Source organism: Leptospiraceae bacterium (assembly GCA_016708435.1).
GTDB lineage: Bacteria > Spirochaetota > Leptospiria > Leptospirales > Leptospiraceae > UBA2033.
Genome location: JADJFV010000005.1, coordinates 137,675 through 162,718 on the forward strand (window position 1 = coordinate 137,675; position 25,044 = coordinate 162,718).

Annotated in this window: 22 protein-coding genes and 1 pseudogene; 13 read left to right on the forward strand and 10 right to left on the reverse strand. The window is 37.1% G+C overall.

What is annotated here, in order from left to right; genetic code table 11:
* Window positions 1–20 precede the first annotated feature (20 nt).
* Window positions 21–770: a Crp/Fnr family transcriptional regulator gene (locus IPH52_10640; protein ID MBK7055493.1), complete on the forward strand. Its 750-nt coding sequence runs from the start codon at window positions 21–23 to the stop codon at window positions 768–770.
* A 93-nt stretch (window positions 771–863) separates the two neighbouring features.
* Here IPH52_10640 and IPH52_10645 read toward each other — a convergent pair whose 3' ends face one another.
* The 9 genes from IPH52_10645 to IPH52_10685 form a co-directional block, all read right to left on the reverse strand.
* Complete coding sequence (locus IPH52_10645) at window positions 864–1,721, reverse strand: response regulator (protein ID MBK7055494.1); 858 nt, start codon at window positions 1,719–1,721, stop codon at window positions 864–866.
* A 43-nt stretch (window positions 1,722–1,764) separates the two neighbouring features.
* Window positions 1,765–3,408: a PAS domain S-box protein gene (locus tag IPH52_10650; protein ID MBK7055495.1), complete on the reverse strand. Its 1,644-nt coding sequence runs from the start codon at window positions 3,406–3,408 to the stop codon at window positions 1,765–1,767.
* A 289-nt stretch (window positions 3,409–3,697) separates the two neighbouring features.
* Window positions 3,698–4,117, reverse strand: coding sequence for an SH3 domain-containing protein (locus IPH52_10655; protein MBK7055496.1), 420 nt, complete (start codon window positions 4,115–4,117; stop codon window positions 3,698–3,700).
* A gap of 13 nt (window positions 4,118–4,130) precedes the next feature.
* The gene (locus tag IPH52_10660) at window positions 4,131–5,360 is read right to left on the reverse strand and encodes a hypothetical protein (GenBank protein MBK7055497.1); all 1,230 of its coding nucleotides are present in this window, start codon (window positions 5,358–5,360) and stop codon (window positions 4,131–4,133) included.
* A 7-nt stretch (window positions 5,361–5,367) separates the two neighbouring features.
* The gene (locus IPH52_10665; protein MBK7055498.1) at window positions 5,368–5,955 is read right to left on the reverse strand and encodes a cytochrome c; all 588 of its coding nucleotides are present in this window, start codon (window positions 5,953–5,955) and stop codon (window positions 5,368–5,370) included.
* 2 nt (window positions 5,956–5,957) lie between these two features.
* Window positions 5,958–6,515, reverse strand: coding sequence for a DUF3341 domain-containing protein (locus IPH52_10670; protein ID MBK7055499.1), 558 nt, complete (start codon window positions 6,513–6,515; stop codon window positions 5,958–5,960).
* Window position 6,516: 1 nt separating this feature from the next.
* Window positions 6,517–7,881 carry a polysulfide reductase NrfD gene (gene nrfD / locus IPH52_10675; protein ID MBK7055500.1) on the reverse strand — a complete coding sequence of 455 codons (1,365 nt, stop codon included), beginning with the start codon at window positions 7,879–7,881 and terminating at the stop codon, window positions 6,517–6,519.
* 23 nt (window positions 7,882–7,904) lie between these two features.
* On the reverse strand, window positions 7,905–11,000 hold the full coding sequence (locus tag IPH52_10680; GenBank protein ID MBK7055501.1) for a 4Fe-4S dicluster domain-containing protein: 3,096 nt from the start codon (window positions 10,998–11,000) through the stop codon (window positions 7,905–7,907).
* 21 nt (window positions 11,001–11,021) lie between these two features.
* On the reverse strand, window positions 11,022–11,564 hold the full coding sequence (locus tag IPH52_10685) for a cytochrome c3 family protein (protein MBK7055502.1): 543 nt from the start codon (window positions 11,562–11,564) through the stop codon (window positions 11,022–11,024).
* Window positions 11,565–12,553: 989 nt separating this feature from the next.
* On the opposite strand from IPH52_10685, the gene IPH52_10690 reads away from it, so the two are divergent.
* The gene (locus IPH52_10690; GenBank protein MBK7055503.1) at window positions 12,554–13,912 is read left to right on the forward strand and encodes a beta-glucosidase; all 1,359 of its coding nucleotides are present in this window, start codon (window positions 12,554–12,556) and stop codon (window positions 13,910–13,912) included.
* A gap of 9 nt (window positions 13,913–13,921) precedes the next feature.
* Window positions 13,922–16,078 (forward strand): carbonic anhydrase, encoded by a 2,157-nt coding sequence (locus IPH52_10695; GenBank protein ID MBK7055504.1) that lies wholly within the window; start codon window positions 13,922–13,924, stop codon window positions 16,076–16,078.
* Between the two features lie 61 nt (window positions 16,079–16,139).
* Here IPH52_10695 and IPH52_10700 read toward each other — a convergent pair whose 3' ends face one another.
* Complete coding sequence (locus IPH52_10700; GenBank protein MBK7055505.1) at window positions 16,140–17,177, reverse strand: hypothetical protein; 1,038 nt, start codon at window positions 17,175–17,177, stop codon at window positions 16,140–16,142.
* A 40-nt stretch (window positions 17,178–17,217) separates the two neighbouring features.
* Between IPH52_10700 and IPH52_10705 the strand changes: the two genes are divergently transcribed.
* From IPH52_10705 to IPH52_10750, 10 genes and pseudogenes are all read left to right on the forward strand, one after another.
* Window positions 17,218–17,847, forward strand: coding sequence for an ATP-binding cassette domain-containing protein (locus IPH52_10705; GenBank protein ID MBK7055506.1), 630 nt, complete (start codon window positions 17,218–17,220; stop codon window positions 17,845–17,847).
* Window positions 17,840–18,496, forward strand: coding sequence for a heme exporter protein CcmB (locus tag IPH52_10710; protein MBK7055507.1), 657 nt, complete (start codon window positions 17,840–17,842; stop codon window positions 18,494–18,496). Before IPH52_10705 ends, IPH52_10710 begins: the two co-directional genes overlap by 8 nt.
* 78 nt (window positions 18,497–18,574) lie before the next feature.
* A complete protein-coding gene (gene ccsA, locus IPH52_10715) occupies window positions 18,575–19,276 on the forward strand; it encodes a cytochrome c biogenesis protein CcsA (GenBank protein ID MBK7055508.1) in 702 nt (233 codons plus the stop codon).
* A gap of 1 nt (window position 19,277) precedes the next feature.
* On the forward strand, window positions 19,278–20,129 hold the full coding sequence (locus tag IPH52_10720; GenBank protein MBK7055509.1) for a phosphoribosylaminoimidazolesuccinocarboxamide synthase: 852 nt from the start codon (window positions 19,278–19,280) through the stop codon (window positions 20,127–20,129).
* On the forward strand, window positions 20,111–20,359 hold the full coding sequence (gene purS / locus IPH52_10725; protein MBK7055510.1) for a phosphoribosylformylglycinamidine synthase subunit PurS: 249 nt from the start codon (window positions 20,111–20,113) through the stop codon (window positions 20,357–20,359). The genes IPH52_10720 and purS overlap by 19 nt, the downstream gene beginning before the upstream one ends.
* Window positions 20,356–21,018 (forward strand): phosphoribosylformylglycinamidine synthase subunit PurQ, encoded by a 663-nt coding sequence (purQ, locus tag IPH52_10730; GenBank protein MBK7055511.1) that lies wholly within the window; start codon window positions 20,356–20,358, stop codon window positions 21,016–21,018. Before purS ends, purQ begins: the two co-directional genes overlap by 4 nt.
* A gap of 213 nt (window positions 21,019–21,231) precedes the next feature.
* Window positions 21,232–22,489, forward strand: a pseudogene (gene glgC, locus IPH52_10735) (glucose-1-phosphate adenylyltransferase).
* A 154-nt stretch (window positions 22,490–22,643) separates the two neighbouring features.
* On the forward strand, window positions 22,644–23,324 hold the full coding sequence (locus IPH52_10740; GenBank protein MBK7055512.1) for a hypothetical protein: 681 nt from the start codon (window positions 22,644–22,646) through the stop codon (window positions 23,322–23,324).
* Window positions 23,309–23,710 carry an App1 family protein gene (locus IPH52_10745; protein ID MBK7055513.1) on the forward strand — a complete coding sequence of 134 codons (402 nt, stop codon included), beginning with the start codon at window positions 23,309–23,311 and terminating at the stop codon, window positions 23,708–23,710. Before IPH52_10740 ends, IPH52_10745 begins: the two co-directional genes overlap by 16 nt.
* A gap of 47 nt (window positions 23,711–23,757) precedes the next feature.
* A complete protein-coding gene (locus IPH52_10750) occupies window positions 23,758–24,594 on the forward strand; it encodes a hypothetical protein (GenBank protein MBK7055514.1) in 837 nt (278 codons plus the stop codon).
* Window positions 24,595–25,044 lie beyond the last annotated feature (450 nt).

The window sequence follows — 25,044 nt, forward strand, 5'->3', positions numbered from 1 at the left end:
TATTTAGGACTATCTATTAAATGACACGGATTCGTGATGGGGATATAGAGAAGGGAGGTATTAGAAATGGTTTCTTATTGTTAGATAAATCGTTCTGTTCTACTTGTCCTAGTAGAGAATACGGGCTTTTTCATTGCACGGGATCTGATAGTCTTTCAGAAGTATCAGAAGAAAAAATTCGACTGAGTTTCAAAAAGAAAGAAATGATCTTTCAAGCACAGGAAATAGTAACCGGTTTTTATTGTATAGAAAAGGGCTTAGTTAGAACCTACAAGGCAAGTGTGGGCGGTAGAGTCCAGACATTTCAACTGGCAAGCAGAGGAAAATGGGTTGGTTTTAGAGATGCTATTGGCGGAGAGATTTACAATCATTCTGCGATATGTGTGGAAGATACAATCGCATGTTATATCTCCAAAGAAACAATTCTGCGGCTAATCAAAGTTGACGCTGCTTTTCAATTAGAAGTAATGAAATACCTGGCTGATGAATGGAAGGTAGTTGAAAATTCTATGCACTCTTTAGGCACAAAACAGATTCATAGTAGGCTCGCTGCTTTACTGATTTCGTTTAGCGATGCAGCAGATAAAGATTCCGAGCTAACGATAAACGTTACGCGCGATGTAATGGCAACTTGTATAGGAACAACGAAAGAGACTTTGATTCGCTCTCTATCTGATTTTAGAGATAGAAAATGGATTGGTATCGATAAAAATAAAATAGAACTTTTAAATAGAAAAGTTCTTTCCGATCTCGCGGAGATTATTTCGTAATTATCTTTTTGCCACATAGGCACTGAGATACAGAGAAAGATTCCAAGAGACTCTGTCGCTGCCTTATTTGAAAATTGGAGGAGTCAATTGGGGTTACTTCATGATAACCAATTGAAAAGTAGAATTCATGTCGGGGCTGCAATGAAGATTTAATGTTAAATGAATAGGAAAAGAAGTTCCATCTGAATAGATTAGGTTTAGAGGGCATGATTTAAGGATTTCTTTGTCTTTGAATGAATTATTTACTCGCTCGGTCTGACTTGATTCAATAATTCTCTTTTTATATAAATAGAATGAATCCTGGTCTTCCTTTGCTATAAACTTTTGAAAGCTTTGCTCTTTCAGTTTGTCTGCTAAAACGCCTAGAATATTTCTTGCTGTCAGATTTGATTCTATAATTAATTCTTTTTCATTGAGAGTCAATTGACCTACTGGGGATAGATGATACATCTCAAAGTATTTGGCTCTCAGAGTTTCGAGTTCATCCTGTCTTGCTCGAAATTCATCATTTTGCATCTGTAATTCTATTTGATGAGTCCTTAGATTTTCTTCGATTACCTTTGCTTTTTCTTTCACTTCGAAAAGGCGGAACGCCATCTTGATAGATGCATCTAGAACTGTAACACTTGAATTTTTTACTACGTAACCGTAAGAGGTAATTTTTTCTGTTGTCTCAACGATTTCTTTTTCTGTATGGCTTGATAGGAAGAGTAGCGGTAAATCATGCTTTGCCAGAATTGTCTTTGCAGCCTCTGTTCCGCTGATTCCTTCGCCTAGGTCTATGTCCATCAAAATCAAATCTACTTCTTTATTTTCTTGCATTAAATCAATTGCCTCTTCACCTGTTTCTTTATGTATAACAGTATACCCATATTTTTCCAAGGAGGCTTTAGTTAATTGTGCAAGTAGAAATACGTCTTCGACGAGAAGGAGTGTTTTTTCATTTAACATTGCTTTATTATAAATTTTGCTAGTATACTGTATACCTTTTAATTTACTTTGGAAATTCTAAAATAATCTTTGTTCCATTTTGGCGTTCAATTTTTATCTTTCCATTTAGTTGTTCAGTGAGTCCTCTAACGAGCATGAGTCCAAATCCTGTTGAATTGGAAAAGCTAATTGATTCAGGAAGACCATTTCCATTGTCTTCAATAGAAATATAGGGATTATTCGCTAGTAGTTTTGCGGTTACAGTTATTAATCCGCTCTCTCTTCCTTTAAATGCATACTTCATTATATTTGTAATGAGTTCATTTACGATGATTGCAAGTGGTTGTAAACGTTTGGTATTTAACTCAAAATTCTCTATTCTTTTTTCTACTTTTATAGAAGAACTATTGGGAAAGTTTTCCAGAATCTCATCTATTAAAACTGTCAGATAATCCTTGACGGATACTTCTCTGTAGTCGCTTGATTTGTATAATTTATCATATAATAATGCCATACTATTTACTCGATTGGCTGCTTCTTCTAAAGCAGTAATAGCAGTTGCATTGGTTATAGATTGCGATTGAAGCAGTAATAAACTGCATATTGTATTCATATTATTTTTAATGCGATGATGAACTTCTTTGAGTATGATTTCTTTTTCTACCAATAGAGATTTAATTTTTTCTTCGGCTTGCTTTCTATCTGTTATATCGCGGGTAACGCAGATAAAATGGGGAATGTGCTTCAAGGAAAAGGAGGCAATTGAGCTAATACCCATGAATTCTGTGCCATCTTTTCGTTTAAATATGGCTTCCAGGTCTTTGCAAAAACCAGATTCGGCTAATTGAGTGTATACTCTTTCTAAATCAGCAGGATTATTCCAGAGTTCAATTTCTTGGACTGTTCTACCGATTACTTCTTCGCGGGTATATCCTGTTAGTTCTAAAAATGCCTGGTTGACTTCTATGAGTGTTCCATTGGTTCGGTGAAATACAGAAACTGAATCTGGATTGGTCTGAAAGATTAATTCCATATTCTCCATTGATTCCTGATTTTCCAAATTCAATCTCTTGCTCAGTAAAATAATAAACCCGTATGTCCATAGATTACTCGTAATTAAGGCAACTAGATACATAGATGATTGAGTGAGCGTTGCTGCGAATGGACTACCCGCAGAAGGGGATATAATTGTCACCAAGGTTCGCATAAGAAAAAACAATGCATTGACTATAAAAACGAATGCTAGGAAGTTTGTGGATCCCCTGAGTGCGCGTATTCGATAATGTATGAGTGCATGAGTGGATAACAGAGATAATACGACGATAGCGATAGATACGGTTACTCGCCTGGCTATAAGATTATCATTTAGATAGGTGAAATGAAAAGTTATAAAACTAAATAGGAAACTTACAATAAGGAGTAAGCGACTGTTTTCCTTTTTTCCGAAGAATCTTAGAATTCCAACGTAGTAAAAAGTAAACGTGGCTAAGAATAGTATATTGTTTGCTACAGTGGCAAATTGTCGTAAACCGGTAGCATCTCTTAGATAATTAAAGGCAAATGCAAATACTCCAAAGACACTTCCTATTGTCCACCAACCCGGACCTTGAAAAGTTCTATCTATACGCATTTGCACTGAAAGGACAATAGCTTGCATTAGAATCGTAATGCTCATTATGATTGCTAATGTATGAATGTCAATGTTCATGAAAGAACCTCATCCTTTTCTATATACTAATAGGATTGGAGTAAATCAATGTAAAATAAAAAAAATAGAGGAAAAATGATGTTAGATGCTAGTGAATTTAAAGGAAGAGAAGAGTGAATAGTCAGGAAAATATTGTAGAGTTAAACTGTTTACTGTCACCTCATTCTATCGTTTTATTGCTATATAGACCTCTCACGGTGAAGATGTTCGAGGTGACAGTAAAAATCCTTAATTGTATCTACAATCTTGCAACTAAGTTTGCATTTTATACAATTAAGGATAATAAATCTTATTCGATAACGCTATCTTTTACGAGAGAGTCTAGAGAATGTTTTTCTTTTGGAAGTTTTGCTAGGTCTGGAAATTCATATCCTTCTTTGTAATGAGCTTTGTCTTTTGGATCAAAGAAGTGTTTGTATTTGTCAGAGTATCCCCAAACATAAACAGACTTGGCTGGATTTTGTCCAACTACAACGTATTTAGGAGAGATATATCCCTCTTTGCCGTCGATAGAGATATGAATGGACTCTTTTGCAACCCATTTATGATTTCTATATCCGCTTGCTGTTCCTACTGTGCCTTTTTTTACATCAGCAATTTTCTTTGTTAGCTCAGCATCAGAGTAAAGTGCCGAATCCCAAGTAACCTCAGCTTTCTTTCCACAGGAAACGAAAGCTAAAATGAATGTAACTAAAATAATTTTTTTCATGCGTATTCCTCTTTTATTGATGATGAGCCAAAGATTTTTCTAATCTAGGATCGCTAACCGGAATCATCTTAGAAGACTCCATACTTTTTAATACTACGAATCCGAATAGACCTACAACTCCGATAGTAACTCCAAGTGTAACACCGAAACCTGCAATGTTGAAATGCTCGAAATTGCTTGGGAATACAATCCAATAAAGTTCAATCATATGAGCTACTAGAATCCATATAGCAACTTTGTATAGGAAATTGATGTCGCGCTTGTTAGGGCGATTGAGTAGCAAGAAGAATGGAATAATGAATTTGATAAATGGAATCGCATAAGAAATTCCTGCCCAACCACCCATCAATCTTTGCTCAAACCAAAAGGTTTCTTCCGGTAAGTTTGCATACCACATTAACATAAACTGGCTAAAACCAACATACGCCCAGAATACACAAAAGGATAACATGAATTTACCTACGTCATGGATGTGGTTTTCATTGACTGCGTCACCAAAGTAGCCATTCTTTTTAAGATAAAAGATTGTTACTGCAAGAGCGGAAAGCCCTGTTTGGTAAGCACCGGCAAATATATATACTCCCCACATAGTAGAAAACCAATGAGGTGTAAGAGACATGAGTAAGTCAAAAGCTACTACGGAAAAAGAAAGTGCGAAGAATAGAATAAATCCTCCCGCTAACTTTGCGTTTGTGCTAGTGTGAGCAACATCTTTGTCTGTATCTTGTGCAACAGAGTTCTTATGAAATAAGAATCCGAACAAAGACCAGATACCAGCAATCACAATGAGTCTTCCTATGAAGAACGGAGTGTTTAACCATCCACTTTTGTGTTGGATTAGTTTGTCTTTCATGATTTCAGGATTGTCTGTGTGAGACCATTCATATAAATCATGTGTTCCAAATATAACTAGAACGGCTAATAAGACTAAACCTACAGGAAGGAATTTTCCGAAGTTCTCAGTGATGCGTCTAATAGTGACTAGCCAATGAGCCCCGGTGATATGACCGATTGCAGTAAAGAATACACCGGTAATTGCAATTCCTAGGATGAACATAGTAGCAACAAGGAGAGCCGACCAAGCAGGATTTGAATGTGCTCCTGGATGTCTTGCTTCAAAGTGTAAGCCAAAGAAGCCTCCCACAAAACTTACGATTCCAATTAGAATCATAAGAAAAAGAGCATTACGAGTGCTACTGTTGAGTTTAAAAGTAATCAGATTTTCTTGGATTTCTGCTTTCATAAGTTACCTATTTGTTTGCAGGAGCTTTTGCTTTTAGCTCAGCTTCTTGCATTTTTCTAATGTATAAAATGATTTTCCATCTGTCATCCGGTTCAATTTGTGCCGCATAACTAGCCATTAACCCGCGACCCATAGTGATGATATGGTAAATCTGTCCATCCGTCCATCCTTGGATTTTTGCACCTACAACACTTGGAGGTCTTATAGAAAATTTAGGATACGGTCCTACAACGTTTCCATTTCCTGCTCCTGCAACCCCATGACAAGGAGAGCAGTAGATTTGGTATCTGCTTTCTCCTCTTTGGAAGTTTGCAAGAGTTGTTTTAGAAGGATAAGGATTTTTTAGTCCTTGTTCCTTTGTCATTTCATCAGGAGTTGCAATGTCAGCAAATTCATACGGAAAGTATCCAACAGGGACGGTTCCCTCTGGAGGAAGTCTTCTTCCGTATTCATTGTGGTAAGCATCTAACTCTTGCGATTCTCTTGCAGGAGAATCATACATGTCAGGAAAAAATTCCAACACTGGTTTCTTGTATTCGCAGTTAAAAACCGCGATTGATAAGAAGATTAAGATAAGTAAATTCTTGTGATTCATATTTAGCCTTTTACTACGGTCACGTCAGTCGCGCCCAAAGATTTGATAAAGTTGACTGTATCCGCTTCCTTGTATCCGGGTGCGGAAGAAGGAATCCAAAGTGCAAACTTGTGACTGGTAATGTCTCTGTGTAAAATCTTTCTTCCCACAGTAGGAACACGCGAGAAGAAAAACAATGCAAGTGCAGAGCTAACTCCCGCCATGAAGATAGTCATTTCGAAAGTAACAGGAATAAACGCAGGCCATGCGTTATACGCCTTACCTGAAAAGTTAAGAGGCCAGTCTACTGCGTGGGTTAAGTATTGGTAGCCGAATCCAAATGTGGAGCCAACTAAACCCATTGCAAACGTAATCCAAGGGATCCCGGATCTTGGAAGTCCCATTGCTTCATCTAATCCATGAACAGGAAACGGTGTAAGACAATCAAAGCCAGTATAATTTTTCTTGTCTCTAGTCTGTCTTGCTGCTTCTAAGATTTGCTCGGGCTCATCAAAAAGCCCGAATACTCCAGAAGAAGTTTCTTCGTAAAAATGAAATTGTTCTTTTCTTGGTAAATACATTTTAATGATGACCTCCCTTTGTAGGCATAATGCTCTTAACCTCAGCGGCAGCAATCACAGGAAGGATTCTACAGAAGAGTAAGAAGAGTGTGAAGAAAATTCCAAAAGAACCAATGAGCATCGCATAATCGAAAATAGTCGGCACATAAAGCGCCCAGCTTCCAGGAATAAAATCTCTGTGAAGCGTCATAACGATTACAAATCGCTCAAACCACATACCGATGTTTACAAAAATAGAAACGATAAACATTACAGGAATACTTGTTCTGAGTTTTTGAAACCAGAACACTTGTGGAGATAAAACGTTACAGGAAATCATGATCCAGTATGCCCACCAATAAGGACCGAATGCACGGTTGACGAATGTAAACCCTTCGTATTCGTTTCCTGAATACCAAGCAATAAAGAACTCAGTAGAGTAAGCGTAACCAACCATAAGACCGGTTACCATGATAACTTTGTTCATGTTCTCTAAGTGTTTCATTGTAACGTATTCTTTTAAGTTGAACATTTCGCGAGCGATTACCATGAGTGTTACCACCATAGCGAAACCAGAAAAAATAGCCCCAGCAACGAAGTATGGCGGTAAGATTGTTGTATGCCAACCAGGAAGTAGGGAAGCCGCGAAGTCAAAACTTACGATTGTATGCACCGATAATACTAACGGTGTAGAAAGTGCTGCTAAAATCATAGATACCATTTCTAGGTGAGACCAAGCCTTGTTAGACCCGACCCAACCAAAAGACATTGCATCATAGATTGCGTATTTGAATTTGTTTGTAGTTCTATCTCTTACAGTTGCTATATCGGGGATAAGACCAATATACCAGAAAATGAGAGAAATACTGAAGTAGGTTGATACTGCGAAAGTATCCCAGATTAAAGGAGAACGGAAGTTTACCCATAAAGGTCCTCTTTCGTTTGGATAAGGGAATAACCAGAATCCAAGCCAAGGTCGTCCTACGTGAACGATAAGTTCAGACGCAGCAACCATAACGGCAAAGATTGTCATCGCTTCTGCGGCGCGGTTAATACCAGTTCTCCACTCTTGACGGAAGAGATGTAATACCGCAGAAATCAAAGTTCCTGCGTGACCAATCCCAATCCAGAAGACGAAGTTTACGATGAAGAATCCCCAACCAACAGGATTGTTAATCCCGAGGATGTAAAGACCTTCATACATTAAATATCCAATGATTCCTATATCTACAAGTGTAACGGTAAGAGCCAATGCAAAAGCTGTCCACCAAACCTTGGTAGGAAAGGATTCCGTTGGCTTTAAAATATCTTCCGTTACCTGCTTGTAGCTTTTATTACCCTCTACAAGAGGAACGATTCCTAGTTTTTCTTTGATTGCCACTGTCATCGACATATATCTTCTACCTTGCCTTATACATTCACTTTGTTTCTAACACGAGTTAGATAACTAACTTGTGGAAGAACGTTTAAGAATTCTAATATTCTATACGATCTCTTATCAGTTGCATTCTTTGTAACTTGTGCGGTTGCATCATTTGTATTACCAAATGTAATTGCATCAGCAGGACAAGTCTCTTGACATGCAGTTTTAAGTTCTCCGTCTTTCAAGGTTCTTCCTTCATTCTTAGCTTTGATTTTTTTCTCAGCGATTCTAGAAGAACAGAAAGTACATTTTTCCATAACCCCTCTACCACGAACGGTAACTTCTGGATTGAGTCCGAGATGTCTTGGTTCTCTTTGGTAGTCAGAGTCTTTCCAATGTTGCATCCAATTGAAACGACGCACTTTGTAAGGACAGTTGTTAGAGCAATAACGAGTTCCAACACAACGGTTGTAAACCATATCGTTAATCCCTTCCGAACTATGAGTAGTAGCCGCTACCGGACATACAGTTTCACAAGGAGCATTTTCACAATGTTGACACATAACTGGTTGGTGTGCGATTTCTAGAGATTCCGGTTTCATCGGATCTCCAATGTAATAACGATCAATACGAATCCAATGCATCTCACGACCAACAAGGACTTCGCTCTTACCAACGACTGGAATATTGTTTTCGACCTGACAAGCAGTTACGCAAGCAGAGCATCCAGTGCAGAGGCTAAGGTCAATTGACATACCCCAACGGTATCCTTTGTATTCGAATGCAGGATTTAAACCTTTGGACATTTCCTTTTCGTTTAGTTTAGGAATTTCAGAGGCTGCTTTTCCTGATTCAGGATTCTTTACAAAATTTTCAAACGAAGTAGATTGAATCAATGGTCTATCGCTATCGTATGGTTTGTATAAACCACCTTTAGGCGCTCTACCCGGTGTAGCAGTTGGATTCATCATATGATGATCCTGGGTAGTTGCGATCTTAGAAATCTTTCCAGTCTTTTCGATTGTTACGCTAATACCGGCAAATTGTAATTTACCGTTGATAGTGTTCGCTAATTCATAAGAGTTCTTTCCTACTTTGTTACCAACCTTACCTGCTTTTTCACGACCATAGCCGAGAGCGATACTGATTGTTTCGTTGTGTAATCCAGGAACAACGAGTGCAGGAAGAGAAAGCTCACGAGAACCTGCTTTTACTTTAACTACATCGTTTGATTTTACACCTAACGCATCTGCGTGAGAAGGAGAAATACCAACGAAGTTGTCCCAAGTAGTTTTAGTAACAGGATCAGGAAGTTCTTGTAGTGTTGCGTTGTTAGCATGTGTTCCATCGCCTAAAGCAACTGTTGTGTAAAGTGCTAGAGTGATTGACTTGCCTTCTTTTGCAGGAAGTTTTGCAATAGAACCTTTAAAAGCACGTCCTGCTTTGTTTGACTTGATATCAGCTTCTTTGTAAATGCTACCATTTCTTAAGAAATCTTCCCAGTTAAACTTGCTACCTAGTTTTTTAAGGTAAGAAGCTTTGATGTATTCATAATAAGAAGGGGCAGATGCTAATTTGCCGCCAGCCCATACGATTAAAGAATCTTCAAAAGAACGAGAGTTGAAGATTGGTCGAATGGTTGGTTGGGTTACGGATAATACACCTTTAACCGCTTCTCTATCTCCCCATGATTCGAGGTAATGAGTTACTGGTGCTAGGTATTTTGCGAAGCTTGCTGTTTCATCAAGTCTATCAGCCATAGAAACATAAAGACCAGCTTTTGCAAATGCGTCTTTTAAATTTAAAGAAGGAAGTTGGTAAGCAGGGTTTGTTCCGTATACTAAAAGAACTCCTACTTCACCAGCGTTTAATTCTTTTTGAAGAGTTACTAAGTTAGCAGAATAATTTCCAGCAGATTCCCCACGATTGTTTACATGGTCAACAGTCTTGCCGTCGTTATCAAGGGCTGAGTTAAGTAAGTTAACTGCAATTTGTAAATCAACAGCATCTGTTGTTTGAGAAGAAGTTCCACCAGCGACTACTAACGATTCGCCTTTTGCTGCCCATAAATCTTTTGCGATTTGTTCGATGAGTTTTGCGTCAACACCAATCTCAGAAGCCAGACCTTCTACAGTATAACCAGCAGTAGCCGAAGAAGCAGCACCTGCACCAAGTTTACCAAGAGCAACAGCAACAGCAGTTGCAAATCTTCTTGCATCGCCTGATTTGATAACAATACGTTTGTCAGCGTTTGAGCCTGTAACAGAAGGAACAGATTCAGCAGCGTAGAACTTATTGATAGTAGAAGTTGCATCTTTGATTTTTCTTCTAGAAGCAAATTGCTTTCCATACTCAACAGGAGAAATCCATGTGCCAAGGAAGTCAGCGTCAATTGAGAGAATTACTTTTGCTTTGTCAAAATGATAATTAGGAACGATTGCTTTTCCGTAAGACTCGTTTGCTGCAAGAGCAATTGATTCTTCTACAGATGTAACATCGATTTCGTAGTGTTTTCCACCACCAACAGTAGTTAAGAACTCAGCGATAACTGCTTTGGTAGAAGGAGAGTCAATAGGACCTGTTACGATTCTAGTTTTGCCTTTGAGAAGAGCTAGTTGGGTTTTGACTTGTGTGTCTAAGTCAGCCCATTTGATAACTACTTCAGCGCCGTTTTTGATTTCGGCAGGCTCTTTAGAACGGTCTGGATCATAAAGATCTAAAATGGAGGATTGACCGGAAGCACAAAGGGCACCTTTAGAAATTGGGCTTAATGAATTTCCCTCTAATTTAAGAGGTCTTGCGTCGCGGGTTTTAACTAAGATTCCACAACCAGCAGAGCATCCGCCACAAGTAGAAGCATAGTAGGTAGACTGACCTGGTTTTACGTAATCAGGAGCTTTTACGTAAGGAACAATTTTTTCTATAGGCTTTTGGATACAGTTGAGGGTGAGCATGGCAGAGGAAGCACCCATGAGTTTAAGGAAGGTTCTTCTGTCATAGTCGCCAGTCTTGATTCTTGCGATGACTGGATCAGGAGAGGTATAAAATTCTTGGTTTTGGACTTGTTTTATATCGTTTTTATCTTTGGTCTCATACGATTGCCAATGTGATTTTCTTTCTTCTTGGAAGCTGTTGTTAGACATTTACTAATAACTCCTATAAAATTATCGGTGGCAAGTGGAGCAGTCATTCGGAGCGTTGTTCTCGCGATGACAATTCACACAATATCCCATATTAAGTGATTCAACTTGTTTTACTTTGACCATTTCGGCAACGTTGCCATGGCATTTAGAACAATCTACTCCGCGTGAAATATGGCGGGAATGGTTGAAATACACGAAATCGGGTTGGTCATGGACTTTAATCCATTGAATAGGCTTTCCTTTTCCTTCAATGGTATTGCCCGTCGTTTTCTCTCCTTCAAATTGCTTAATGAGCCATTTGACATCTGCTGTCTTCGCTGCCACGTTGTTCGAGTGACAGTTCATACAAGTAGCTGTGGGAGGCACGCTAGCATGAGCGGAGGTTTCCACGGTAGTGTGACAATAACGACAATCAATCTTATTATCGCCAGCGTGGATTTTGTGGTTAAAAGGGAGTGGTTGGTCAGGTGCGTATCCCACATAACGAGATGGGGAAAACAGCAAGTAAGCAACCGCAGCAACCGTGATAAGTGGCAGTGTGATCTTAATAGCTTGTATATTCATTCTAAAGAGAATCCTTTCAAAGTCCCAAAGAGTAACTTTTAATATGCTTAGGTAACATGTATATCATTCTACACTGTTTTTTTGGGTAGGAAAAATTTCAAACGGTTTTAAGAAAATTGGAAAGAAATAAGTTTACTATGATGATTTTGAGAGTCAAATGGGAATTTTCACTAGATACTGCATATGCTTTGCAACTTTGCTAACTCCATTTCCGCCAGATTTTTTTCTAATTGATTTAGTAAATTCTTAAAGTAAGAATTATCCTAGCCAATCCGGGTTATGAAATTGTGATTATTTTGATTCAAGTGAATGGTGTAAAATGGAAATGCCGCTTTCTTAAACTTTTATTTTACACATCTTCTAGTCATTTGAATTTTTATACCTAGAGTCGCCAATCAGTTTGCTTTGTATGTAAGATACTGATTTCTGCACTATCAAATATACTATTATAGTTAGTGTATTTTTTTTGAGAGTATCTTTAATATTACAGTAGATAGTATCTTTGATAGTATCATTCATGCATCGCAAGTATAACGTTCAAATAATCATAACGTTACCCACAAATAATAAGAAACTGATTATCACCGATTAACACTGATAAAAGAACGATAAAAAACGATATGGATTGATACCAAATCACGAATATTAAAACAATATCGTCTGAGGCTGTGTAAAAAGAAGATTTTCTCACGTAAAGCCGCGAAGGCGCAAAGAATAGAGTTGATAGCGTTAGCGAAATCATAGATACACAAATAAATCAGAATGAAAATTTCGTAAATGAGAAAGGATTCAATTTATGAATTCCCAGTCAATGGAATGGGAATGGAATATTTGAGCCATTGAAGAACTAAACCAAAAATTGGAAATGTTAAAGAATATACGATATACTCTCACAATGAGAAATGTGTTTATCTATGGCAAATCCTCCAATCTTTTGAGGGCTAAACTTTTTTCCTTTTCAATTCGCGCACATTTCCCATAAAGGCAATATGCAAAAGATAATATTTCCAAAGGATTTTATTTGGGGAACTGCGACTGCTGCCTACCAAATTGAAGGTGGTTTTGATCGGGATGGGAAGGGACTTTCGATCTGGGATGATTTTACGCATCAAAAAGGAAAGATAAAGAACGGGGATAACGGCGATATAACCTGCGATCACTACAACCGTTATAAAGAAGACGTTAGTCTCATGAAAAAGCTTGGATATGGCAGCTATCGTTTTTCTATTTCGTGGCCTCGTGTTCTTCCGGAAGGGAAGGGCGCTATCAATGAAAAGGGGCTTGATTTTTACGATAAATTGGTGGATGAGCTATTAAAAAAGAATATCAATCCATTTGTGACTTTGTATCATTGGGATTTGCCATTAGCCCTTGAAAAAGAAGGTGGTTGGCTGAATCGAAAAACTTCTGAGCGATTTGGAGATTATACCGAGATTGTTGTTAAGAAGTTAGGCGATAGAGTAAAGAATTGGATTACTATCAATGAGCCCTGGGTTATTTTTGTTTGTGGTTATTTATTAAAAGTATTCCCGCCCGGAGTGTTTAAACCTTTTTCTGCTTTTAAAGTAGCGCATAATCTTCTTTTGGCGCATGGAATTAGTCTTGCTCGAATCAAATCCTTGTATCCAAATTCCTCTGTTGGAATTACCAATGCTCTCACTCCTGTGTATAATCATCGTTTGACGAAAGAGCCTGAGTCTACGCGTCGCGCGGATGCAATCATAAATCGTCTCTGGCTTGATCCTATTTATAAAGGAAAGTATCCCGACAATATCGCTTCTTTTGTGGAGTCTCAGAACAAAGGAAATATATTTCCTGAAGATATGAAACTCATTTCTGGTAAAACAGATTTCTTAGGAGTTAATAATTACTCTCGCACCATTGTAAAATACATTCCGTTTCCTATTTTTAATTTTCGTCCTGTAAATCCTTCTTATAAAGGAGTCGAATTTACCAGCATGGGTTGGGAAATATATCCCCAGGGGTTACTTGAGCTTATGCGCATGATTCGTCAGGATTACGGCAATCCTCCCGTGTATATTACTGAAAATGGAGTGGCATTCATTGAATCTCCAGCGGATAACGGCATTGTTCCTGATAAAAATAGAATTTCTTTTTTACAGGATTATCTTTCTTATCTACACAAAGCAATTTTAGAAGGCTCGGATATTCGTGGATATTTTGTTTGGTCTTTCCTAGATAATTTTGAATGGGCAGAAGGCTTCGCTAAGACGTTTGGTCTTGTTCACGTTGATCGTCAAACTTTGAAGAGGACTCCTAAGCTAAGTGCCAACTGGTATTCTAAAGTATGCAAAGAAAATGGATTTGAATACAGAGAAATTAAATGACTCTTTCCTATGCTTGAAAAAATTAAATACGATTTTCCGGCAAGTATAGTAGTATTTCTTGTCGCTCTTCCTCTTTGCCTGGGCGTTGCTCTTGCCTCTGGTGCGCCCTTACTCTCAGGCTTAATTTCTGGAATCATCGGGGGAATTATCGTTGGACTTCTCAGTTCTTCTCATACAAGCGTCAGCGGTCCTGCTGCGGGTCTTACTGCAGTAGTCTTAAGCTCGATCAGTCAACTTGGAAGTTTTGAAGTGTTTCTTACTTCTTTGTTCTTAGCAGGAATCTTTCAACTTCTATTTGGCGTTTTTCGAGGGGGTTTCATTTCTTCTTATATTCCGTCTAACGTTATCAAAGGTCTATTAGCTGCTATAGGTATCATTTTAATATTAAAACAAATTCCTCATGCTGTTGGGTTTGATATTGATGCCGAGGACGATTTCACATTCCTACAACCAGACGGAGAAAATACTTTTTCTGAATTGCTCAAAGTGGTTAATTTTATTTTGCCTGGAGCGCTTATCATTAGTTCCTTTTCGATCGTGATATTATATCTTTGGGAAAAAACTCCTCTACGCAAGTTTAGATTTCTTCCCTCTTCCTTATTCGTTGTTTTGTTTGGAGTAGGTTTTAATCAATTATTTATTGAACTTTTCCCATTTCTTACCATTGAACAAACACATCTTGTTAATATCCCAAAAGTAAATTTCACCGAGCTAAATAATGTTTTAAAGCGACCAGATTTTTCGCAAATATGGGATCACAAAGTATGGATCGTTGCCGGCACAATCGCAGTGATTGCTTCTTTAGAAACTCTTTTAAATCTAGAAGCAGTAGACAATATTGATCCACAAAAAAGATACTCTCCTCCAAATAGGGAACTCATTGCGCAAGGCGTTGGAAATATGCTAGCGGGGATAATAGGTGGTATTCCCGTTACATCTGTGATAGTCAGGAGTTCTCTCAATATTCAATCAGGAAACAGAACCAAAGCTTCGACTATTCTTCATGGAATGCTCTTATTACTAAGCTTTTTTTCCATTGCACCAATTCTAAATCTGATTCCACTTTCTTCGCTTGCGGCTATTCTGATGTATACTGGATACAAGCTCGTTAAAGTTTCTATTTTTAAAGAAATGTATTCTAAGGGAAAAAATCAATTCTTCCCTTTCATTGCTACGATCATTGCGATTGTCTTTACAGATTTATTGATTGGAATTTTGATCGGGCTAACAATTAGTATTCTCTTTATCCTCCGAAATAATTACAAGAATCCATTTACCATTGAAAAAAAACAACTCCATGTTGGAGAAACCCTTCGCTTAGAATTATCCAACCAGGCAACTTTTTTAAATAAAGCGACTATTAAGAATACTCTTTGGAATGTTCCCGATGATTCAAAAGTGATAATTGACGCGACTTACTGCGATTATATAGATCATGATATTTTAGAAGTGATTTTTGATTTTAGGAATACAGCCGCTCCCAAAAAAAATATTCAGGTCAATGTAATTGGAATTAGAGACAAATATCAATTAACCGATAACATTCAATTTGTAAATGTTTTGGATAAGGAAGGGCAAGGTAAATTAACTCCTGATGAGATATTGCAAATCTTAAAAGAGGGAAACAAGCGTTTTGTTGAAGGTTATAGAACGGAAAAGTATTATAAACATCAAGTAAATGCTACTTCTGATGGACAATTCCCGATGGCAGTTGTAATTAGCTGTATTGATTCAAGGACTTCTCCGGAAATTATTTTTGATTCGGGACTCGGAGATTTAGTTTCCATTCGAATTGCAGGTAATATTATCAATGATGAAATACTCGGCAGTATCGAAATCGCCTGTGATAAATTAGGAGCAAAGCTTATTGTAGTCATGGGTCACTCAAAGTGTGGAGCAATCAAATTAGCCGCTAGTTCCAATCATTCAGGAAAAATTGGAAGTATAACGGATAAAATAGATGTCGCCATTTCTCAGTGTGATAGACAGACACAGGCATCCTACGATGATTTCATTGATACTATTTCTTGGCTCAATGTTCACAATTCGGTCACAGAAATAATCAAAAAGAGCGAGTATATCCATGAGCGCGCAGATGACGGCAAGTTAAAATTAGTCGCTGCCTTTTATGATATCGAAACTGGTAAGATTCGATTTGAGAGATGAAATGCAACCAGTGATATATTTTGCCACAGAGGCACAGAGACGCGGAGGGTTAAAGAGTGTTTCATTTCACACTACTAGCCAGATTCATTTTTCTAGTAACTGTGCTTGCTGCTATTTCTTGAAAGAAAGGATCGAACGGATACTTTAGCATTTCCGCATACTGAGATGCCGCTGTTTTTTGATCTAGGATTTTTATTGCGGATTCAGCAAAGTAATAGTGCATTTTTTTTAGGTAAGGAATTTTTTCTTTGTTAAGATTTTTTGTGTCTATTGAGTTAAAAATTTTGTAGGCTAATGCGTATTTCTCTTGGTGAAAGTTCATCAGTGCTTCTGCAATTTTGGGATTCGGATTTGCATTTGGATTTTCTACTGCCCGCGTAAAATCTAATACAGGAAAAGCGGGAGTTTGTCTTCTAATGATAGTTGCTTCTGTTGCATCGTTTACTTTGTCTGCTTCTTTGATTCTTTCTTTTGCTCGCTCTATCAGTCCTTCTTTCCAATACATTTCCGCAAGTGCTATGTTCGCTTCGTCACTTAAAGAATTGCGCCATACTGCCTGTTTCCAATACTCTTCTGCATCTTGTTTCTTTCCCTGGTAAATAGAAATTTGCCCCAAGTGTAAGTAGATTCGATAATAAGTTGGTATAATATTCTTAGCCTGAATGAATTCGTAGCTTGCTTCTTTGAAGCTTTTTTGCATGTATAAAAATCGGGCATAATTGTATCTTGCAGGAAAGAACAATGGATCAAAGGAAATCATTGCGTTTAACATAGAATTAGCCTCTGACCAATCTCCTTCTTCGTTACGCTCGAGTAGTTTTACTGCTTCATTATTAAATTCTCCCATGTTCTCGATTGATTTTTCTTTATAGGTAAACGCGAGTAAAGAATTGGGTGGTTTTCCTTTCCACATCTTGCCTTTGCAAAGTATTAAATCATTTTCATTCTTTAAAAAACTTCCGCATACAAATTCTTTTTTGTGAAATTCATCTTTTTCATCATCCCAGAGAATCATCTTATATTTCAAATCATCAATCACGATTGTCTGTGAAAAAAGCCCGACTGCAAAGAATAAAAATAGCAATTGAAAATATAACATTGAGTAGAATCCTGACCTTAGACTTCGCAAAACAGTAGATATGAATACTTCCATTCTCAGTTGTAAAAATCTCTCTTATACTATCGGTTATAAGAAAATTTTCAAAAATATCTCTTTCGAAATTTTTGCCTCTGATTTTACTCTTTTAACTGGCGAAAATGGCAGTGGTAAGACTAGTCTCTTAAAACTCATCTTGCAATCCTCTCGTAAAAAAGAATTTAGCTGGGAAAAAAATCTTTTAGCAGATAAAGAGCAGAATTTGATTTCTTATCTAGGTCATGAAAATGGACTTTATAGCTCTCTCAGTCTACGTGAGAACCTAACGTTTTTTAATCGGATTCTAAAGCATCCAATGCCAGAATCTAGGATGAATACTTTGCTTGATTTATTTCATTTAACAAAACGATTAGAAGACCCTGTCTCTACTTTTTCGGAAGGAATGAAAAAAAAATCCGGAATCATTCGTGCTCTCCTTGCACGTCCTGCTCTTCTGTTATTAGATGAACCGTTAAACGGTTTAGACGTAGAATCTACTCAAGCATTTTTGAAAGTCTTGAATACCGAGTTTGCGGATACTTCCATTTTGCTTGTTGCTCATGAGATCGATAAGATTTCTCCTTTTGTAAAACGCAGACTTCATATCTATAAAGGCGAGCTAAATCATGTTTAAGTATTTACTCCTAAAAGAATTTCAATTGATAGGACGAGCCAAAAACGGGTTACTATCTCTTATATCCTTACTCATGGCATTTTTATTTATCTTTCATTATTCACTGGAAAATTCAGGTAAGTTAGATATAAATTCAATCGTTGGTCTTAAGTGGGCTGGTATATTCTTGTTAGCCTTCATTTTAATTTCACAAGTGACTTACGAAGAGAGAGAGTCGGGCGCCTATCGCATCACTCGTCTTTATATTCCATCTCATCTAGAATTTCTAGCAAAATCTTTTGTGTTATTTTTTTTACTCTTTCTTGTGGAAATATTTTTACTTCTTCTTTTATTCTTGTTCTTTGAGAATCTTCATTTCGCTTCGGAGAATTTGCTCGGTCAGTTTTTATATTTTATTCCAGGAACACTTTCTCTTTCCTTTCTCGGAGTGACTCTTTCGCAAATGAGTTTTGCTACAAGGCTTAAAGAAGTTGTGCTTCCTATTTTACTCATTCCACTTTCCATTCCTGTTTTAATTGCCGGCATGGAAGCAGAGCGAAAGTATTTTTCGAAAGGAGAAGTGAGCACTTCTTCTCTCATCGTTCTATTCGCTTTTTCGGTTTTGTATTTATCACTTGGACTATTACTACGCGAGGTAGGAGAAGATTAATGATGAATTATGAATGTTTAATGGTGAATGCAGGGAACACATACATGCGTTCCGATTTGCGAAAATACTGGAGAGTTTATGAACAATAGAACAATTCAACTTTATCCGATGTGGCTGGATTATTTCTTATTTGCGTTGCTACTGGGAATATTGCCGATTGCGGTTTTACTTTCTCTTTATTATCCGAATGTTATCTTAGAGCAGGGATTGTCTCACAGAATATTTTATTTTCATGTTTCGGTTGCATGGGTCGCTCTTTATGCACCTGCTTTCTCTTCGATTTTCGGGATACTCTATATTATCCGTCGAGACCCAAATTGGGACACACTTTCCTATAGCATGAGTAAACTCTCTCTTATTTTTTCTGTGATGGTATTATTTTCTGGACCTATCTGGGCTTACAGTGCCTGGGGGACTCCGTGGGATTGGACAGATGCTAGACTTCAATCTTTCTTTATACTTGTAGTAAGTCTTTTATCCTATTTTGTTTTTAGAAGTTTAATTACTGACTTGAATAAGAAGGCTATGTATTCTTCTTTTCTTAGCGTCTTATGCGCGTTAAACGCCCTTCTTACCTGGGGAGCAATTCGTTGGGTAGAAAATCCTGGCAATCATCCTGGCTCAGTTCTAGGAAAAGGTGGAATGGATAGAGATATGAAGGAAACGTTTTGGATCAATGTTTTAGCCTATCATATTCTCTTTTTAGTTTTATTTTTAGTGATTTATCGTAAAGATAAATTAGATGCAAAGTTAGTGCAGGTTAGAGAGGAAATGGAATAAAATGAAAGTAGCTTATAAAGGAAAAGTAAGAGATGTATATGATTTAGGGGAATATTTGATATTATCCTCTACCGATAGAATTTCTGCGTTTGATTGTGTGTTTGAAGAGACAGTGCCTGATAAAGGGAAAATTTTAAACTATATTTCCCTGCTCTGGTTTGATTTCTTTAAAGACATTCCAAATCAAATCGTAGAAACGGATTACACTAAGTATCCTGGAATCTACAATTCGCAGGAAGAATTAAAAGATAGATCAGTGCTTGTTAAAAAATGCAAGCGTATTGACTATGAATGTGTAGTGCGTGGATATCTTTCCGGCTCTGCCTATAAAGAATATAAGTCAACCGGACAAATCGCAGGAGTAGCGGTTAGTCGAAATTATGCGGAGTCAGAAGAATTATCCGAGCCACTCTTCACTCCGGCTGTTAAGAATGATTCCGGTCATGATGAAAACATAAGCGAAGCGGAATTAAAAAATAGAGTAGGTGTTGAATTATTTCAAAAGCTAAAAGACTATTCTCTCACGCTCTATACAAAAGGGCGAGATAAAGTCAAAACGGAAGGGTTGATTCTTTGTGATACCAAATTTGAGTTTGGATTTGATAATGAGAAAGTTATTTTAATCGACGAGCTCCTCACTCCAGACTCTTCTCGCTATTGGGATATCAATACCTATGCGACAGGAATTTCTCCTCCTAGCTATGACAAACAAATCCTCAGAAATTATTTGGAAAAAATTGAATGGAATAAAAATCCACCTCCACCTAAGTTGCCAGATAGTATTATAAAAGAACTTTTATCTAAATATAAAGAATTACAGGAAAAGATTACAAAATGTTTATCGGAAAAGTAAATATCACTCTCAAAGAATCCGTCTTAGATCCACAGGGAACTACTGTTAAAAAAGTACTACACGATATGGGCGAAGACATGGTTGCCGATCTTAGAATCGGAAAATACATCGAGCTAAAATTAAACTCGAAAGACATTGAAACCGCAAGACAAGATGCAGATAGACTCTGCAAGAAATTACTCGTAAATGGAGTAATTGAGACTTATGCGCTCGAGGTTCTGCCTGTATGAGAACAGCCGTTATCCGCTTCCCAGGCTCTAATTGTGACCGTGACATCGCAGATATTCTTACACAAGAATACAAGCACCAAGTTAGTTTCATTTGGCACAAAGAAAGTTTTGAAAAACACTATGACCTTGTTGTAATTCCGGGTGGATTTTCTTACGGAGATTATTTACGTTGTGGCGCGCTCGCTCGCTTTTCTCCTGCGATGGTTTCTCTCAAAGACCATATTGATTCAGGAAGATTAGTCCTCGGTATTTGCAATGGATTTCAGATATTAGTTGAATCTGGATTACTTCCAGGAGCGTTAACTCGTAATAAGACGCTCAAGCATATTTGTAAAAATGTAAACTTAAAAGTTGGCTCAAAAGGAAATCCTTTGACAAAGAAAATTTCTCCTGATCAGATTTTGGATATTCCAATTTCTCATGGCGAGGGTTCTTACTTTGCGGATGCAGATACACTTAAGCAATTGGCGGATGAAGATAGAGTCTTATTTCGCTATGCTGGTGAAAATCCAAATGGATCTTTAGATGATATTGCAGGTGTCACATCGAAGGATTTTAGAATTGCCGGTCTCATGCCTCACCCTGAAAGAGCAGTAGAAGAAATTTCGGGAAGCACAGATGGTAGAATCATTTTTGATTCTTTCTTTCAAATCTTATAAAGCGGAAATTATTTGTTAGTTGAGCATTCTAAAAGAAATATTTTCAAATATGGACTGAATTATACACTGTATTGATGCAGAAATAAATTGAATTGGGATTTTAGAACTATGATTAATATCATTATGAAATATGCCTTTCAAAGTTCTTTTTTTTTTGCTTTTTTAGGGGCATTTATAGACGAAAGTAAAACAAGAGGATAGGTTAAATTTCTAATGCAAATAACAGCCAAAATACAAAAAAAAGTAATCGTACTCATTCTCGGGGGAGGAAAAGGAACAAGACTTTTACCCCTAACCGAGAAACGCTCTAAGCCAGCTGTAAGCTTTGGAGGGAAGTATAGACTAGTTGATATTCCGATTTCGAATGCGCTAAATAGCGGGTTTGAACAAATATTCGTTTTGACTCAATTCAATTCTTATTCGTTAAATAGACATATATCTAGAACTTATAACTTTCAGTCGATTCATAAGCAGGGCTTTGTTGAAATTATCGCCGCGGAACAGACAGTATCCTCTGTTCGATGGTTTGAAGGAACTGCCGATGCAGTTCGAAAAGTTCTTCCGCATATGGAAGATTATAAATCCGATTATATCATCATTCTTTCGGGTGATCAACTTTACAATATGGACTTGAATCAATTCTTGATCACTCATCTTTCTGACCCAAGTAATCAGATGACGATCGCTGCAACACCGGTAAATGAGGAGTTGGCGCCAGCGCTTGGAATTTTACGTAAGGATGAAGAGAATTGGACAACTGGGTTTTATGAGAAGCCACAAGATATAGCTGAGGTAGAGTCCTTTCGTTTAGCGAACGGTACTTTCCTCGCTTCTATGGGTATATACCTATTTAACACAAGCACACTCAAAGAACTCTTAGCGGATACAAGTTTAACGGATTTCGGAAAGGAAATTATTCCGGGGGCACTCAAAACGCATAAAGTCAAAACCTATGTATACGATGGATATTGGGAAGATATTGGAACGATTCGTGCCTTCTATGAGGCCAATCTTATGTTAACCGATGATTATCCGAAATTCAACTTATACTTAGAGAGCACTCCTTTTTATACGAGAGCAAGGTCTTTGCCTCCAACGAAAGTGAATAGAGCTAATTTGAATAAAGTGTTACTTTCAGAAGGTTGTATCATTAACGACTCTAATATTACTCGATCGGTAATTGGAGTGCGTCAGGTGATAGATTCTGGATCACATATAGAAAATTCTGTTGTGATGGGAGCCGATACTTACGGATCTTTTGATAAGAAAGGATTTGGTATTCCTGTTGGAATTGGGCATAATTGTGATATAAAAAATGCGATCATTGATAAAGATTGTTATATCGGAAATGATGTAAAGCTTATCAAACAAAGAGAATCATGAGAACTATGAAGATGAATACGTGCGAATCATTGACGGGCTAATTGTTGTTCCACGACGCAATGCAATTCCGAACGGTTATGAAATCTGATTTCTGAGAACCTTTTAAATAAGGGTTCTTTTTTCATTTCTAAAAAGCTCGGCTTCGGTCGGGCTTTTTTCGTTTGTCAGCTATGTCATAAACTGATTTTATAAGACTAATAATGCTTTGCAAAAAAAGAGGAATCAAAAATAATTGAGCAACGATGCGCCTAAATGCTTCCCTTAAAATTGTTGCCATTATTTTGGGTTTTTGGTTTTCTCTTCCTATGTTTGGGTCTGATTTAAAGGAAGAGGAAGATGTTATTCTTTATCCGAGTTATTTGTATTTAGATTCAAGTCTAAAAGAATACAAAGTTAAAGTCCACGCGCAAGTATTTAAAAAGAAAGAAGACTCTCTAAAACGAAAAATTCTAATCGATAATCTAAAAGAGCATTTTGTTTCTTCTAATTCATCTGATTCTAAGATATTTGAAGAAAGAATCAGATGGTTCTTGGTGGATAATAAACGAGATAAAAAGATTTCTATTACAATGCTTGGAGAAAATTATCCACTAAACAAGACAGAGGCTAATGGTCATTCTATCACAGAGATTTCAATTCCTGCAGAAAAGATTACTAAGAAAGAATTGACTGAAAAAATTATAGAAGTAAAAGTAAATCCAACAAAGAGAAATGCGAAAGAGTATTTGGGAAAAATCTTTATTATCCCGGAGAATACTACCTGTCTTATTTCGGACATTGATGATACTGTTAAAATTAGCGATGTGCGCAGTAAGAAAAATCTAATTCAAAATAGTTTTGTAAATTCATTTCAATCTGTGAAAGGGATGCAAGAATTATACACAAAATTGGAGAGTTCTCAAGTGGGATGTTTTATTTTGTAAGTGCAAGTCCCTGGCAGATGTATTCGATTCTTTCTGATTATTTTTTAAAAGAAAAATTTCCTGAGTCGATTTATGCGATGAAGTATTTTAGAATAAAAGATTCTGATTTCTTTAATCTATTTGAGAAGCCCGAAGTGTATAAAACACAAACGATAGAACCATTTCTACAAGAATGGAAAACGGTAAAATTTATTTTAGTAGGAGACTCAGGTGAAAAAGATCCAGAAGCCTACGCGAAGCTTGCTTTAAAATATCCCGAGCGGATAACAAAGATTTACATAAGAAAAGCTTATGAAGAAAATTTAGAAGCAAGGATTGATTCTGTATTTAAAAATATTTCTACCGACAAATACTTATTCTTTCAAGATCCAAGTGAAATTAAATAATTATATTGTGGAAAAAAAAAGGGGACGTTATAATCTACGCGTAACTTATGAAATCTTCTTTACGTGCTTTAATTGAAAAACTCCATCCCTGGGGTCCGTATATTCCAATTTCGAAACGGGAGTATTTTCTACATATTGTATTGTTTTTCGATTTAGTATTTATCTTATTTCTAAACTCTTATGAGGCTTTTTTACCAAAAGTGTTTTTGGGTGCATCCTTTCTGTTTGATATGTTTGTAGTGACTCTCTGGGGAGTGCAGGTGATTTTTAAAATTGGTCGTTCTTTAAACAAGATAGAATTTGTGACGACCAATTGGTATTTGTTGCCAGGACTTGTGCCATTTCCTATCTTTCGATTTTTTTTAGTATTAGCTACTTTGAAGCTAATGATTATTACCTACAAGTTTATTAAACGTGGAGAAAAAGACACAAAACAATTCATTAGTCGTGAATTGAACTTTCGCTTTATTGATTTGTTTGTAGACGCAATTTCGGATGCAATTTTCCTTCGTTCCCTTGAACGTGTGGAAGAAGTAGTCGAAAAGATGGACTTTCAGGATCTAACAAAGGATATCCTCGCTAAGAATAAACAAGATCTCGGAAAAGCAGTGAAGGAATCTTTAGAGTCTAAGAATTTTGTAAAAAGAATCAATGCACTTCCTTTCATGACGGAAGTAACTAGCAAAGTAAGTGACGAGATAACAGATGTGCTACTCGAAACCCTTAGCACGCAAGTCGTAGGAAACATGATGAAAGAGGTTAATCTGCGTTTGCTCCACGTAATGGATGACCGTGTGCGAAAACTCTCCCTCGATAGAATCACCGAAGAAGAAAAGACAGTAAGTCAGCTAAGCAGTAGAATCTCTTTAGCACTACCTGCATAAATAGAGGCAAGCAAGCCGTTAAATAACTCTTGACCTTTATTCTAGAAGCCACCTAAGAGCGACATATAAGCCACATAGAAGCCGAATTTGGCTCGAAGATTAGTTCTAGGTCAGTTCTATTTGGCTTTCATGCAGATGGTTTGATTTGACTTAGCATAAACGCTTCCTAGAGAGCCTTGCAACTAGTAGCGATAGCGATTGTCGTGGAAATGCCGATGTTTCGGAATAAATTTCACATTTAGATGATAAGATTCGCCAATTCCGAAAAAACCGGCATTGGAACAAAAGCGCGGTCGGTGCTTTTTATATATTGTAAGGAACGGTTTGAAACCGTTCCTTACATCGAAAAAACCCACCGAATCGCCCCACATAGCACCTGTATTTACAAAAATTTTTTTGTAAGTTGAACCAATAAATTTCAGATAATAATTATTTTTTTCTTAAATTCCC